Annotated in this window: 14 protein-coding genes; all 14 read left to right on the forward strand. The window is 72.6% G+C overall.

Going from position 1 to position 15001, the window contains the following annotated elements:
* The first annotated feature begins 119 nt into the window (after positions 1-119).
* The 14 genes from ACIHAR_RS15020 (at position 120) to ACIHAR_RS15085 (ending at position 14997) form a co-directional block, all read left to right on the forward strand.
* Positions 120-1949: a DUF5941 domain-containing protein gene (locus ACIHAR_RS15020; protein WP_400019613.1), complete on the forward strand. Its 1830-nt coding sequence runs from the start codon at positions 120-122 to the stop codon at positions 1947-1949.
* Entirely contained in the window at positions 1946-2698 is a 753-nt protein-coding gene (locus ACIHAR_RS15025; RefSeq protein WP_365458413.1) for a phosphocholine cytidylyltransferase family protein, read from the forward strand. The genes ACIHAR_RS15020 and ACIHAR_RS15025 overlap by 4 nt, the downstream gene beginning before the upstream one ends.
* Positions 2686-3747 carry an iron-containing alcohol dehydrogenase family protein gene (locus tag ACIHAR_RS15030; RefSeq protein ID WP_365458416.1) on the forward strand — a complete coding sequence of 354 codons (1062 nt, stop codon included), beginning with the start codon at positions 2686-2688 and terminating at the stop codon, positions 3745-3747. Before ACIHAR_RS15025 ends, ACIHAR_RS15030 begins: the two co-directional genes overlap by 13 nt.
* Positions 3725-4504, forward strand: a complete 780-nt coding sequence (locus ACIHAR_RS15035) for a CDP-alcohol phosphatidyltransferase family protein (protein ID WP_365458419.1) — start codon at positions 3725-3727, stop codon at positions 4502-4504. Before ACIHAR_RS15030 ends, ACIHAR_RS15035 begins: the two co-directional genes overlap by 23 nt.
* A 5-nt stretch (positions 4505-4509) precedes the next feature.
* Positions 4510-5400: a glycosyltransferase family 2 protein gene (locus ACIHAR_RS15040; RefSeq protein ID WP_400019617.1), complete on the forward strand. Its 891-nt coding sequence runs from the start codon at positions 4510-4512 to the stop codon at positions 5398-5400.
* Positions 5401-5497: 97 nt separating this feature from the next.
* The gene (locus ACIHAR_RS15045) at positions 5498-6427 is read left to right on the forward strand and encodes an ABC transporter permease (RefSeq protein WP_365458425.1); all 930 of its coding nucleotides are present in this window, start codon (positions 5498-5500) and stop codon (positions 6425-6427) included.
* Positions 6420-7199 (forward strand): ABC transporter ATP-binding protein, encoded by a 780-nt coding sequence (locus tag ACIHAR_RS15050; RefSeq protein WP_365458428.1) that lies wholly within the window; start codon positions 6420-6422, stop codon positions 7197-7199. Before ACIHAR_RS15045 ends, ACIHAR_RS15050 begins: the two co-directional genes overlap by 8 nt.
* 329 nt (positions 7200-7528) lie before the next feature.
* A complete protein-coding gene (gene hpnC, locus ACIHAR_RS15055) occupies positions 7529-8470 on the forward strand; it encodes a squalene synthase HpnC (RefSeq protein WP_365458431.1) in 942 nt (313 codons plus the stop codon).
* Positions 8467-9417, forward strand: coding sequence for a presqualene diphosphate synthase HpnD (hpnD, locus tag ACIHAR_RS15060; protein ID WP_365458434.1), 951 nt, complete (start codon positions 8467-8469; stop codon positions 9415-9417). The genes hpnC and hpnD overlap by 4 nt, the downstream gene beginning before the upstream one ends.
* Positions 9417-9569 (forward strand): DUF6380 family protein, encoded by a 153-nt coding sequence (locus ACIHAR_RS15065; RefSeq protein WP_365458437.1) that lies wholly within the window; start codon positions 9417-9419, stop codon positions 9567-9569. The genes hpnD and ACIHAR_RS15065 overlap by 1 nt, the downstream gene beginning before the upstream one ends.
* Entirely contained in the window at positions 9566-11071 is a 1506-nt protein-coding gene (gene hpnE, locus ACIHAR_RS15070) for a hydroxysqualene dehydroxylase HpnE (RefSeq protein ID WP_400019621.1), read from the forward strand. The genes ACIHAR_RS15065 and hpnE overlap by 4 nt, the downstream gene beginning before the upstream one ends.
* A gap of 80 nt (positions 11072-11151) precedes the next feature.
* Complete coding sequence (locus ACIHAR_RS15075) at positions 11152-12216, forward strand: polyprenyl synthetase family protein (protein WP_365458585.1); 1065 nt, start codon at positions 11152-11154, stop codon at positions 12214-12216.
* A 121-nt stretch (positions 12217-12337) separates the two neighbouring features.
* Entirely contained in the window at positions 12338-14356 is a 2019-nt protein-coding gene (gene shc / locus ACIHAR_RS15080; RefSeq protein WP_400019623.1) for a squalene--hopene cyclase, read from the forward strand.
* Entirely contained in the window at positions 14356-14997 is a 642-nt protein-coding gene (locus ACIHAR_RS15085) for a 1-hydroxy-2-methyl-2-butenyl 4-diphosphate reductase (protein WP_365458446.1), read from the forward strand. Before shc ends, ACIHAR_RS15085 begins: the two co-directional genes overlap by 1 nt.
* The last annotated feature ends 4 nt before the right edge of the window (positions 14998-15001 follow it).

A 15001-nucleotide genomic window follows, 5' to 3' on the forward strand; every position in this document is an offset into this window, starting at 1 on the left:
CACGGCCTTCGCGGCATCCGATAGCCTCTGCCGACATGCCGCCCGGCTGGTTCAGCCAAGGGGCGCCCACCATGCGAATGACCGACGTGGACGCGTCGGGACCCAGGGAGTGAGTTCGGTTGCCGACCGCCATCCTCACCGGTCAGCCGGTCCCCGGATCGTCGATCGAGTCGGACCTGCGGTCCCTCGGCTTCGACGTCCGGACCGCCGCCGACGCCGCCGAGGCGGAGACACTCCTCGCCGCGGTCCCCGGTGACCAGCGCGTCGCCGTCGTCGACCCGCGCTTCGTCGGTCACCTGCACGCGCTGCGCCTCGGCCTGACCGACCCGCGCTTCCCGCTCGCCGCGATCCCGGGCGCCGTCGCCGCCCAGCCCGCCGGCCGTCAGGCGCTCACCCGCGCGATGGCCCGCGAGCACTCCGCGACCGGCGGTACGGCGCACGGGGGTGCCCCCGCGCGAGCGAAGTCGAGCGTGGGGGACGTCGACAGCCTCGCCGACCGCGTCGTCACCGCCCTGGACGCCGACGGGGCCGGCGTCCACCGGCCCGAGCTCGGCAGCCTCGTCGCCGCGGTACCCACCGACCCGCAGGCCCGCAACGAGGCACGGCAGGCCGTCTCCGCCGTCGACGACGAGGCCGTCCGCCTGAAGTCGGCCGTGAAGGCCCGCGACGGCTTCTTCACTACCTTCTTCATCAGCCCGTACTCCCGCTACATCGCCCGCTGGTGCGCCCGCCGGGGCCTCACCCCCAACCAGGTCACCACCGCCTCGCTGATCACCGCGCTCATCGCGGCCGGCTGCGCGGCCACCGGGACGCGCGGCGGCTTCGTCGCCGCCGGCCTCCTGCTGATCTGCTCCTTCGTCCTGGACTGCACCGACGGGCAGCTCGCCCGCTACTCCCTGCAGTACTCCACCCTCGGCGCCTGGCTCGACGCCACCTTCGACCGGGCCAAGGAGTACGCCTACTACGCCGGCCTCGCCCTGGGAGCCGCCCGCGGCGGCGACGACGTCTGGGCGCTGGCCCTCGGCGCGATGGTCCTGCAGACCTGCCGGCACGTCGTGGACTTCTCCTTCAACGAGGCCAACCACGACGCCACCGCCAACACCAGCCCCACCGCCGCGCTCTCCGGCAGGCTGGACAGCGTCGGCTGGACGGTGTGGGTGCGGCGGATGATAGTCCTGCCCATCGGCGAACGATGGGCCATGATCGCCGTCCTGACGGCCGCGACGACCCCCCGCATCACCTTCTACGCCCTGCTGATCGGCTGCGCCTTCGCGGCGACGTACACCACGGCCGGGCGCGTGCTGCGCTCCCTGACCCGCAGGGCCGAGCGCACCGACCGTGCGGCGCAGGCGCTGGCGGACCTGGCCGACAGCGGCCCGCTCGCCGGGCCGCCGGCCCGCCTGCTCCGGGGCCGCGTCCCCTCCATGGCGCCGCTCGGCGCCGCCCTCGGCGCCGCCACGGTGGTGACGGTCGCCTGGACCGCCGGACCGGGCTGGTGGGTCGTCCTGGCCGCCGGCGCGTATCTGCTCTTCTCCGCCCAGGCCGTCTCCCACCCCCTCCGGGGCCCCCTCGACTGGCTGGTCCCCCCGCTGTTCCGCGCCGGTGAGTACCTCACCGTCCTGGCCCTGGCGGCCAAGTCCGATGTGAACGGAGCGCTACCGGCGGCTTTCGGACTGGTTGCCGCCGTCGCCTACCATCACTACGACACGGTGTACCGCATCCGCGGGAACGCCGGAGCGCCGCCGGCCTGGCTGGTGAGCGCCGTCGGGGGGCAGGAGGGGCGCACGCTGCTCGTCGCCGTACTGGCCGCGCTGCTCACCGCCTCGCAGTTCACGGTCGCGCTCACGGTCCTCGCCGTGGCCGTGGCCCTGCTGGTGCTCGCCGAGAGCATCCGCTTCTGGGTGTCCGCAGGGGCCCCCGCCGTACACGACGAAGGAGAACCCGCATGATCGGCCTCGTGCTGGCGGCCGGCGCCGGACGGCGTCTGCGCCCCTACACCGACACCCTGCCGAAGGCGCTGGTGCCGGTGGGGCCCGCGGGCATAGAGGGCGAACCCACGGTCCTGGACCTGACCCTCGGCAACTTCGCCGAGATCGGACTGACCGAGGTGGCGGTGATCGTCGGCTACCGCAAGGAGGCCGTGTACGAGCGCAAGGCGGCCCTGGAGCGGAAGTACGGCCTCAAGCTCACCCTCATCGACAACGACAAGGCCGAGGAGTGGAACAACGCCTACTCCCTGTGGTGCGGCCGTGACGCCCTCAAGGACGGCGTGATCCTCGCCAACGGCGACACCGTCCACCCGGTCTCCGTCGAGAAGACGCTGCTCGCCGCCCGCGGCGACGGCCGGCGGATCATCCTGGCCCTCGACACGGTGAAGTCGCTGGCCGACGAGGAGATGAAGGTCGTCGTCGACCCCGAGAAGGGCGTCCGGAAGATCACCAAGCTCATGGACCCCGCCGAGGCCACCGGCGAGTACATCGGCGTCACCCTCATCGAGGGCGACGCGGCGCCCGAGCTCGCCGACGCGCTGAGGACCGTGTGGGAGACCGACCCGCAGCAGTTCTACGAGCACGGCTACCAGGAGCTCGTCAACCGCGGCTTCCGGATCGACGTGGCGCCGATCGGCGACGTCGCGTGGGTCGAGATCGACAACCACGACGACCTCGCCCGGGGACGGGAGATCGCGTGCCAGTACTGACCCGGCTCATCCCCTCGCCGGTCGTCGTGGACATCCGCCCGGGTGCCCTCGACGACCTGGCCTGTGTCCTCGCCGACGAGCGCATCTCGCACTCCGGCAAGCTCGCCGTCGCCGTCAGCGGCGGCTCGGGCGCCCGGTTGCGCGAACGGCTCGCCACGTCGATGCCCGGTGCCACCTGGTACGAGGTCGGCGGCGGCACCCTCGACGACGCCGTACGGCTGGCGAGCGACATAAAGGCCGGCCACTACGACGCGGTCGTCGGGCTCGGCGGCGGGAAGATCATCGACTGCGCCAAGTTCGCCGCCGCACGCGTCGGCCTGCCCCTGGTCGCCGTCCCGACGAACCTCGCCCACGACGGCCTGTGCTCGCCGGTCGCCACGCTCGACAACGACGCGGGCCGCGGCTCCTACGGCGTCCCGAACCCGATCGCGGTCGTCATCGACCTGGACGTCATCCGCGAGGCCCCGGTGCGCTTCGTGCGCGCGGGCATCGGCGACGCCGTCTCCAACATCTCCGCGATCGCCGACTGGGAGCTCGCGCACCGCGTCAAGGGCGAGAAGATCGACGGCCTGGCCGCCGCGATCGCCCGGCAGGCGGGCGAGGCGGTCCTCAGGCACCCGGGCGGCGTCGGGGACACCGACTTCCTCCAGGTTCTCGCCGAGGCGCTGGTCCTCAGCGGGATCGCCATGTCCGTGTCGGGCGACTCCCGGCCGTCCTCCGGCGCGTGCCACGAGATCAACCACGCCTTCGACCTGCTCTTCCCCCGGCGTGCCGCCGCCCACGGCGAGCAGTGCGGACTGGGCGCGGCCTTCGCGATGTATCTGCGCGGAGCCCACGAGGAGTCGGCCTACATGGCCGAGGTGCTGCGACGGCACGGTCTGCCGGTGCTGCCGGAGGAGATCGGCTTCACCCCGGACGAGTTCGTCCGCGCCGTGGAGTTCGCCCCCGAGACCCGGCCCGGCCGCTACACGATCCTCGAACACCTCGACCTCAAGACCGAACAGATCAAGGACATCTACGCCGACTATGTCAAGGCCATCGGTAGCTGAACTCAGACCGGTCGTCCACCCCCCGGGGGTGAAGGACCGGCGCAGCGGTGAGCACTGGATGGGACGCCTCTACATGCGCGAGGTGTCCCTGCGGGTCGACCGCTACCTGGTCAACACCAGGGTCACGCCGAACCAGCTCACGTACCTGATGACCGTCTGCGGCGTCCTCGCGGCCCCGGCCCTGCTGGTGCCGGGGATCGCGGGCGCCGTCCTCGGCGTGGTCATGGTCCAGCTGTACCTGCTGCTGGACTGCGTCGACGGCGAGGTCGCGCGCTGGAAGAAGCAGTACTCGCTCGGCGGGGTCTACCTGGACCGGGTGGGCGCCTACCTCACCGACGCGGCGGTGCTCGTCGGCTTCGGTCTGCGCGCCGCCGACCTGTGGGGCTCCGGGCGGATCGACTGGCTGTGGGCCTTCCTCGGCACCCTGGCCGCCCTCGGCGCGATCCTGATCAAGGCGGAGACCGACCTGGTCGGCGTCGCCCGCCACCAGGGCGGCCTGCCGCCGGTGAAGGAGGCGGCGTCCGAGCCGCGCTCCTCCGGCATGGCGCTGGCCCGCCGGGCCGCCTCGGCGCTCAAGTTCCACCGGCTGATCCTCGGCATCGAGGCGTCCCTGCTGATCCTGGCCCTCGCGGTCCTGGACCAGGTGCGCGGCGACCTGTTCTTCTCGCGGCTCGGCGTCGCGGTGCTGGCCGGGATCGCGCTCCTGCAGACCGTGCTGCACCTGGTGTCCATCCTCGTCTCCAGCAGGCTGCGGTGAGCGCCATGGCCCCTTCCTCCTCCCTCAAGGTGGGCGCGGTCGTCATCACCATGGGCAACCGCCCCGACGAGCTGCGCGCCCTGATCGACTCGGTGGCCCGGCAGGACGGCGACCCGGTCCAGGTGGTCGTGGTCGGCAACGGCTCACCCGTCCCCGACGTCCCCGAGGGCGTACGGACGGTCGAGCTGCCCGAGAACCTCGGCATCCCCGGCGGCCGCAACGTCGGCATCGAGGCCTTCGGCCCCAGCGGCCGCGACGTCGACATATTGCTCTTCCTCGACGACGACGGCCTCCTCGCCCACCACGACACCGCCGAGCTGTGCCGCCGGGCCTTCGAGGCCGACCCCCGCCTCGGCATCATCAGCTTCCGCATCGCCGACCCGGACACCGGCGTGACCCAGCGCCGCCACGTGCCCCGGCTGCGCGCCTCCGACCCGATGCGCTCCTCCCGGGTCACCACCTTCCTCGGCGGCGCCAACGCCGTCCGCACCCGGGTCCTCGCCGAGGTCGGCGGACTCCCGGACGAGTTCTTCTACGCCCACGAGGAAACCGACCTGGCATGGCGGGCCCTCGACGCGGGCTGGATGATCGACTACCGGTCCGACATGGTGCTGCACCACCCGACGACCGCGCCCTCGCGGCACGCGGTCTACCACCGCATGGTCGCCCGCAACCGTGTCTGGCTGGCCCGTCGCAACCTGCCCGTCCCGCTGGTCCCCGTCTACCTCGCGGTCTGGCTGCTGCTCACGCTGGCGCGCCGCCCTTCGGGGCCCGCCCTCAAGGCGTGGCTCGGCGGATTCAGGGAAGGGTGGGCCACACCGTGCGGACCGCGCCGGCCCATGAAGTGGCGTACGGTGTGGCGGCTGACCCGACTGGGCCGGCCTCCCGTGATCTGACAAGCTCGTCCCCGAGGGCCCCGGAGCGTGCCGCGGCCCCCCGGCTCATGCCAGACCCGTCCAGGCTGCGCATCCCGAAGACGAAAGTTTCCTACTGGTGAGTGAGACAACGCATGACGGCGGAGTCGCGGTGAGTGCGCCCCCGTCGCCCGACGAGGGCCTCACGGCGGCGCAGCTGGCCGCCAAGTACGGGCTGGCCGTGAGCGGTGCCCGGCCGGCGCTGCGGGAGTACGTCCGCCAGCTGTGGGGGCGCCGTCACTTCATCCTGGCCTTCTCCCAGGCGAAGCTGACCGCCCAGTACAGCCAGGCCAAGCTGGGTCAGCTGTGGCAGGTGGCGACTCCGCTGCTGAACGCGGCCGTCTACTTCATGATCTTCGGCGTGATCCTCAACGCCAGCCGCGGGATGGACAAGGAGGTGTACATCCCGTTCCTCGTCACGGGCGTGTTCGTCTTCACCTTCACGCAGAGCTCGGTCATGAGCGGTGTCCGCGCGATCTCCGGCAACCTCGGCCTGGTGCGCGCCCTGCACTTCCCGCGCGCCTCGCTGCCGATCTCCTTCGCGCTCCAGCAGCTGCAGCAGCTGCTGTACTCGATGATCGTGCTGTTCGCCGTGGCGATCGGCTTCGGCAGCTACCCGGACGCCTCCTGGGCCCTCATCGTGCCGGTGCTCGTCCTGCAGTTCTGCTTCAACACCGGTCTGGCGCTGATCTTCGCCCGGGCCGGCGCGAAGACCCCGGACCTGGCGCAGCTGATGCCGTTCGTGATGCGCACCTGGATGTACGCGTCCGGCGTGATGTTCTCCATCCCGGTCTTCCTCGCCGACAAGCCGCAGTGGATCGCGAACATCCTCCAGTGGAACCCGGCCGCCATCTACATGGACCTGATGCGCTTCGCCCTCATCGAGGAGTACGGCGCCGAGAACCTCCCCGACCACGTCTGGGCGGTCGCGGGCGGCTGGGCCGTGCTGTTCGCCGTCGGCGGCTTCGTGTACTTCTGGCAGGCGGAGGAGAGGTACGGCCGTGGCTGATCAGCTTCCCGGGCAGCGTATTCCCACCGTCATCGCCGACGACGTCCACATCGTCTACCGCGTCAACGGCGCCAAGACGGGCAAGGGCAGCGCCACCGCCGCCCTGAGCCGCATCGTCAAGCGCGGCGAGGAGCGCGGCGTGCGCAAGGTGCACGCGGTGCGGGGCGTCTCCTTCGTCGCCTACCGCGGCGAGGCCATCGGTCTGATCGGCTCCAACGGCTCCGGCAAGTCCACGCTGCTGCGCGCCATCGCCGGCCTGCTGCCGCCCGAGAGCGGCAAGGTCTACACCGACGGCCAGCCCTCGCTGCTCGGCGTGAACGCGGCACTGATGAACGACCTCACCGGCGAGCGCAACGTCGTCCTCGGCGGTCTGGCGATGGGGATGTCCCGGGAGCAGATCAAGGAGCGCTACCAGGGGATCGTCGACTTCTCCGGCATCAACGAGAAGGGCGACTTCATCACCCTGCCGATGCGCACCTACTCCTCCGGCATGTCGGCCCGGCTGCGCTTCTCCATCGCCGCGGCCAAGGACCACGACGTCCTGATGATCGACGAGGCCCTGGCCACGGGTGACGCCAAGTTCCGCAAGCGCTCCGAGGCCCGGGTGCGGGAGCTGCGCCAGCAGGCCGGCACGGTGTTCCTGGTCAGCCACAGCAACCAGTCCATCCGAGACACCTGCGACCGCGTGCTCTGGCTGGAACGCGGCGAGCTGCGCCTGGACGGCCCCACCGAAGAGGTCCTCAAGGAGTACGAGAAGTTCACGGGCAAGTAGCCCGGTTCGTCCAGGGCCCCGCCGGAACCGTCCGGCGGGGCCCGGCGTCTGCAAAGGAAACGTCAACTCCGGCCTTTTCCGGGAAGCTTGACGCCAATCGGTGTGTTGTTGTGATCCGCGGGACACCCCCGCGATCCCCGCTGCGTTGTACAACGTAAGCTGTACCGGTCCCGAAACGCGTCAAGTGGGTCGATAATGCGCGACACCCTCGGACGGGGCTGCCGTGCGGACGGTTGGGCGGCGTGTCCGAAATAGTGGGTATCGGGTTGTCGGTGTAGAACGGGAGATGTGACGGCAATGGCTACGGAAACTCCCCAGCTCAACGCAGCATGCGCCGTCCCTGCCCCGGGCAGCCGGCGGTGACGGCCCCGACCCTGTCGCGCACGGTGGATCCGGAGCGCGGCACCCTCGCCAAGGCCGCGGCCGAGAACTTCCCCGTGGCCCCGTTCTTCCTCCCCCGCGCCTGGCGCGACGACCTCATGGCCGTCTACGGCTTCGCCCGCCTCGTCGACGACATCGGCGACGGCGACCTTGCCCCGGGCGGCTCCGACGCCCGGCTGCTCGGCGTGTCGGCCACCGACGCCGAGGACCGCCTCGTCCTGCTGGACGCTTTCGAGGCCGACCTGCGCCGTGTCTTCGGCGGCGCCGACGGCCCGCCCCGCCACCCCCTGCTGCGCCGCCTCCAGCCGACCGTGCGCCGTCGCGCGCTCACGCCCGAGCCCTTCCTCGGCCTGATCGCCGCCAACCGCCAGGACCAGCTCGTCAGCCGCTACGAGACCTGGGACGACCTCCTCGCGTACTGCGAACTGTCCGCCAACCCCGTGGGCCGGCTCGTCCTCGCCGTCACCGGCACCTCGACCCCCGAGCGCGTCCGCCGCTCCGACGCGGTCTGCACCGCCCTGCAGATCGTCGAACACCTCCAGGACGTGGCCGAGGACCTCGGCCGCGACCGCGTCTACCTGCCCGCCGAGGACATGAGGCGCTTCCACGTCCGGGAGGCCGACCTCGCCGCGCCCACCGCCGGCGCGTCGGTGCGCGCCCTGGTCGCCTACGAAGCGCAACGCGCCCGCGAGCTGCTGAATGAGGGCGCCCCCCTGGTGGGTAGCGTCCACGGCAGACTGAGGCTGCTGCTCGCGGGGTTCGTGGCGGGGGGAAGGGCGGCGATCCGGGCGATCGCCGCCGCCGAGTACGACGTCCTTCCCGGCCCGCCCAGGCCCGGCAAGCTCCGGTTGCTGCGCGAGGCGGGCGTGACCCTGCGAGGAGAGGGGTGATCCGGACCGTGGACTCACCGCCACACGTGTCCGCGCCGGTACTCGCCGCCTACAGCTACTGCGAGGCCGTCACCGGGCAGCAGGCCCGCAACTTCGCCTACGGCATCCGGCTGCTGCCCACGCCGAAGCGGCGCGCGATGTCCGCGCTGTACGCGTTCTCGCGCCGCGTCGACGACATCGGCGACGGCGCGCTCGGCGACGACGTCAAGGTCGCCCGGCTCGAGGACACCCGCGCCCTGCTCACCCGGGTCCGCGCGGGCGAGGTCGAGGAGGACGACACCGACCCCGTCGCGGTCGCCCTCGCGCACGCCGCGCAGGTCTTCCCGATCCCGCTGGGCGGTCTGGACGAGCTGATCGACGGCGTCCTGATGGACGTCCGCGGCGAGACCTACGAGACCTGGGACGACCTGAAGGTGTACTGCCGCTGTGTGGCGGGCGCCATCGGCCGGCTCTCGCTCGGCGTGTTCGGCACGGAACCGGGGGCACGCGGCGCCGAGCGCGCGCCGGAGTACGCCGACACCCTCGGCCTCGCCCTGCAACTCACCAACATCCTCCGGGACGTCCGTGAGGACGCCGTGGGCGGCCGCACCTACCTGCCCGCCGACGACCTCGCCAAGTTCGGCTGCTCGGCCGGGTTCGACGGGCCGCGACCGCCGGAGGGCTCCGACTTCGCGGGCCTCGTGCACTTCGAGGTACGGCGGGCCCGCGCCCTCTTCGCCGAGGGCTACCGGCTGCTGCCCATGCTGGACCGGCGCAGCGGCGCCTGCGTCGCCGCGATGGCCGGCATCTACCGGCGCCTCCTCGACCGCATCGAACGCGACCCCGAGGCGGTCCTGCGCGGCCGGGTCTCCCTGCCCGGACGGGAGAAGGCCTATGTCGCCGTGCGCGGGCTGTCGGGCCTCGACACCCGGCACGTGTCCCGGCTGACCGTCAGGAGGCAGCCCTGATGGACACCCAGGACGCGTCGGCGGGCCGGGGCGACGGCACCGGCGAGAAGCGGCACGCAACCCTCCGGCGCGGCGCGGCGTCCCTGACTGCGACGACCCGCCGGGCACGGTGCCGGCGCCACGGCGGGCGTGCGGGGGAGGGTGCACCATGAGCGACGCGCTGATCTCCGACGTCCCGAAGGGCTCCGGGACGTCCGGCCGGGAGGCCGTCGTCGTCGGCGGCGGGCTCGCCGGCGTCACCGCCGCGCTCGCGCTGGCCGACGCGGGGGTGCGCGTCACCCTGCTCGAAGGCCGGCCCCGGCTGGGCGGCCTGGCCTTCTCGTTCCGGCGCGGCGGTCTCACCGTCGACAACGGACAGCACGTGTACCTGCGCTGCTGCACCGCCTACCGCTGGTTCCTCGACCGGATCGAGGGCGCGTCGCTGGCACCCCTGCAGGATCGCCTCGACGTGCCCGTCGTCGACGTCGCGAGGCCCGAGGGGCGGCGGCTCGGCAGGCTCCGGCGCGACGCGCTGCCCGTCCCCCTCCACCTGGGGCGCAGCCTCGCCACGTACCCGCACCTCTCGCTCGCCGAACGCGCCGGGGTGGGCCGGGCCGCCCTCGCGCTCAAGGGGCTCGACCTCGCCGATCCGAGCCTGGACGCACAGGACTTCGGCAGCTGGCTGACCGCGCACGGCCAGTCCGCGCGTGCCGTCGAGGCCCTGTGGGACCTGGTCGGGGTCGCCACCCTCAACGCGGTCGCGGGCGACGCCTCCCTGGCGCTCGCCGCGATGGTGTTCAAGACCGGTCTGCTGTCCGACCCGGGCGCGGCCGACATCGGCTGGGCGCACGTCCCCCTCGGCGACCTGCACGACCGGCTCGCGCGCAAGGCGCTCGACGCCGCGGGCGTGCGTACCGAGGTCCGCACCCGCGTCACCTCCCTCTCCCGCGACGGCGACGGGACGTGGAGCGTCCGGGTTCCCGGCGGGACGCTCCGCGCGGACGCGGTCGTGCTCGCCGTACCGCAGCGCGAGGCGTACGACCTGCTGCCGGACGGGGCGTTGGACGCGCCCGAGCGGCTGCTGGAGATCGGGACCGCGCCGATCCTCAACGTGCATGTCGTCTACGACCGCAAGGTGCTCGACGCACCCTTCCTCGCCGCGCTCGGCACGCCCGTGCAGTGGGTGTTCGACCGCACCGGGCCCTCGGGTCTGGACCAGGGGCAGTACCTCGCGCTGTCGCAGTCCGCCGCCCAGGACGAGATCGACGAACCCGTCGCCGCGCTGCGCGCGCGTTACCTGCCCGAGCTCCGGCGGCTGCTGCCGGGCGCGCGTGGCGCCGAGGTGAAGGACTTCTTCGTGACCAGGGAGCGCACGGCGACGTTCGCCCCCACCCCCGGCGTCGGACGGCTCAGGCCCGGCGCCCGCACCGAGGCCCCCGGCCTGTTCCTGGCCGGAGCGTGGACCGCCACCGGGTGGCCCGCGACCATGGAGAGTGCGGTCCGCAGCGGTGTGAGCGCGGCGCACGCCGCGCTCGGCGCCCTCGGCCGGCCCCGCCCCCGCCACGTCTTCGCGTTCGACGAGGCGGCGTACTGCATCGTTCCGGGGGACGCCCCCCGGACCCCCGGCCGAGAACCGGAGGGAACCGGCGTTCCACTGCGAGGTGGTAACCGGTGAAGTTCGATCAGAATCAGCACGGCTCGGCACATCCCCGCACCCCCTCCGGTACCGCAACAAGAGGAGAAACTGTGCCCACTGTGCCCCCGGCCTCGACGGTCGCTCAAAGGCCCGCGGTGGACGTGACCGCGCTCCTGGAGCGCGGCCGGACCCTGGCCACGCCGGTGCTGCGGGCGGCCGTCGACCGTCTGGCGCCGCCCATGGACACGGTCGCCGCCTACCACTTCGGCTGGATCGACGCCCAGGGCAACCCGACCGACGGGGACGGCGGCAAGGCCGTGCGTCCCGCGCTCGCGGTGCTCTCCGCGGAGGTCACCGGCGCCGGGCCCCAGGTGGGCGTGCCCGGTGCGGTCGCCGTCGAGCTGGTCCACAACTTCTCGCTCCTGCACGACGACCTGATGGACGGCGACGAGCAGCGCCGCCACCGCGACACCGTCTGGAAGGTGCACGGCCCCGCCCAGGCCATCCTGGTCGGCGACGCCCTCTTCGCCCTCGCCAACGAGGTCCTGCTGGAGCTCGGCACCGTCGACGCCGGACGGGCCACCCGCCGTCTGACCACCGCGACCCGCGCCCTGATCGACGGTCAGGCACAGGACATCTCCTACGAGCACCGCGACCGCGTCAGCGTCGAGGAGTGCCTGGAGATGGAGGGCAACAAGACCGGCGCCCTGCTGGCCTGCGCCAGCTCCATCGGCGCCGTGCTCGGCGGCGCCGACGAGCGCACCGCCGACACGCTGGAGACGTACGGTTACCACCTCGGCCTGGCCTTCCAGGCCGTCGACGACCTCCTCGGCATCTGGGGCGACCCGGTCTCCACCGGCAAGCAGACCTGGAGCGACCTGCGCCAGCGCAAGAAGTCCCTGCCCGTGGTGGCCGCGCTGGCGGCGGGCGGACCCGCCTCCGAGCGGCTCGGCGAGATCCTCGCCGCCGACGCCAAGAACAGCGACGTCGCGCACTTCTCCGAGGAGGAGTTCGCGGCCCGGGCCGCCCTCATCGAGGAGGCGGGCGGCCGCGAGTGGACCGCCGAGGAGGCACGTCGTCAGCACACCATCGCCGTCGAAGCCCTGAACGCCGTCGACATGCCCGAGCAGGTGCGGGACCGGTTCACGGCGCTGGCCGACTTCGTCGTCGTACGAAAGAGATGATCACCAACGGGCGAATAGCCCTCGCGTAGTCGCCGGCCGGTGTCGCGGGAGGAGACGCACACCGGCCGACGGCGGACCCACAGCAGACGCAACGACATGCACACTGCACGAAGGGGAAGCCATGACAGCGACGACCGACGGAAGCACCGGGGCGCTGCCGCCCCGCGCTGCCGCGGCCAGCGAAACCGACATCGACACCCCCGTGGCGGCCGGGGTACAAGAAGCCGCCGAGCGCGCGGTGCGGCGTGCGACCGACTTCCTGCTCGCTCGCCAGGACGCCGAGGGCTGGTGGAAGGGCGACCTCGAGACCAACGTCACGATGGACGCCGAGGACCTGCTGCTCCGTCAGTTCCTGGGAATCCGCGACGAGTCGACAACCCGTGCCGCCGCCCTCTTCATCAGGGGCGAGCAGCGCGAGGACGGCACCTGGGCCACCTTCTACGGCGGCCCCGGGGAACTCTCCACGACCATCGAGGCGTACGTCGCCCTGCGCCTGGCCGGTGACGCGCCCGACGCGCCCCACATGGCGAGGGCCTCCGCCTGGATCCGCGACCAGGGCGGTATCGCGGCCGCCCGGGTCTTCACCCGGATCTGGCTGGCTCTCTTCGGCTGGTGGAAGTGGGAGGACCTGCCCGAACTCCCGCCGGAACTGCTGTACTTCCCGAAGTGGTTCCCGCTCAGCATCTACAACTTCGGCTGCTGGGCCCGGCAGACCATCGTCCCGCTCACGATCGTCTCGGCGAAGCGCCCGGTCCGCCCCGCGCCCTTCCCGCTGGACGAGCTGCACACCGACCCGGCCCACCCCAACCCTCCCCGGCCCCTCGCGCCGGTGAACAGCTGGGACGGTCTCTTCCAGCGGCTGGACAAGGTCGTGCGCGGCTACCGCACGGTCGCGGTGCGCCGGCTGCGCCGGGCCGCCATGAACTCCGCGGCGCGCTGGATCGTCGAACGGCAGGAGAACGACGGCTGCTGGGGCGGTATCCAGCCGCCGGCCGTGTACTCGGTCATCGCCCTGCACCTGCTGGGCTACGACCTGCGGCACCCCGTGATGCGGGCGGGACTGGAGTCCCTGGACCGGTACGCGGTGTGGCGCGAGGACGGCGCCCGGATGATCGAGGCCTGTCAGTCGCCGGTGTGGGACACCTGCCTGGCCACCATCGCGCTGGCCGACGCGGGGGTGCCCGCCGATCACCCCCAACTGGTCAAGGCGGCGGACTGGATGCTCGGCGAGCAGATCGTGCGCCCAGGTGACTGGTCCGTGCGCAGACCCCAACTTCCGCCCGGCGGCTGGGCGTTCGAGTTCCACAACGACAACTACCCCGACATCGACGACACCGCCGAGGTCGTCCTGGCGCTGCGCCGGGTCCAGCACCACGACCCGGATCGGGTGGAGAGCGCGATCGGCCGCGGGGTGCGCTGGAACCTCGGGATGCAGTCGCGCGGCGGCGCCTGGGGCGCCTTCGACGTCGACAACACCAGCCCGTTCCCCAACCGCCTGCCGTTCTGCGACTTCGGCGAGGTCATCGACCCGCCGTCCGCGGACGTCACCGCGCACGTCGTCGAGATGCTCGCCGTCGAAGGGCTCGCGCACGATCCGCGCACCCGGCGCGGCGTCGAGTGGCTGCTGGCCGAGCAGGAGCCGGACGGATCGTGGTTCGGGCGCTGGGGCGTCAACTACGTCTACGGCACCGGCTCGGTGGTGCCGGCGCTGACCGCCGCGGGACTGCCCGCCCAGCACCCGGCGATCCGCAAGGCGGTGGCCTGGCTGGAGCGGGTGCAGAACGACGACGGAGGCTGGGGCGAGGACCTGCGCTCCTACCACGACGCCGGGAGGTGGAGCGGCCGGGGCGCCTCCACCGCCTCCCAGACCGCGTGGGCGCTGATGGCGCTGCTGGCGGCGGGGGAGAAGGAGTCCAAGGCCGTCGAGCGGGGCGTCGCCTGGCTGGCGACGACCCAGCGGGAGGACGGCTCCTGGGAGGAGCCCCACTTCACCGGCACCGGCTTCCCGTGGGACTTCTCCATCAACTACCACCTCTACCGGCAGGTGTTCCCGCTCACCGCGCTCGGCCGGTACGTCCACGGGGAGCCCTTCGCCGCCAAGGCCACGATCCCCGTTCCCGTCGAGGTCGAGGGGGGCTGATGAGCGCGCGGCCCGCCTCCGCCCCGCTGCTGATCGCCTGCGCGCTCGGCATCGAGCACCTCGCCCTGCGCATGGGCGAGCACGGCGGAGCGGGCGGGCCGGTCACCGTCCTGCGCACGGGCATGGGGCCCAGGGCGGCCGAGCGCTCCGTCACCCGGGTCCTGGCCGACCCGGTGCTGGGCGGCGCGGCCGTGCTGGCCACCGGCTTCTGCGCCGGTCTCGCGCCCGGCATGCACCCCGGCGACCTGGTCGTCGCCGAGGAGACCCGCGACCCGCGCGGCACCGTGCCGTGCGTCGCCACCGAACTGCTCGTCAAGGAACTCGTGCGGACGCTGCCCGGACGCACCGTCCACACCGGCCCTCTCACCGGCTCCGACCACGTCGTGCGCGGCCCCGAGCGCTCCGACCTGCTCGCTACCGGCGCGATCGCGGTCGACATGGAGTCGGCGGCCACGCTGCTGAGCGCCGTCGGCGCGGGGACGCGCCCGGTTGCGGCCGTCCGGGTGGTCGTGGACGCTCCTGAACATGAACTCGTCCGGATCGGCACGGTACGCGGTGGAATATCGGCTTTCCGTGTCCTTCGTTCCGTCCTGCCTGCATTCTTCGAATGGCACCGCAATGTGCTGCTCCCCCGGAGGTGAGCCA

The organism is Streptomyces sp. NPDC052016 (genome assembly GCF_044548445.1).
Classification (GTDB): domain Bacteria; phylum Actinomycetota; class Actinomycetes; order Streptomycetales; family Streptomycetaceae; genus Streptomyces.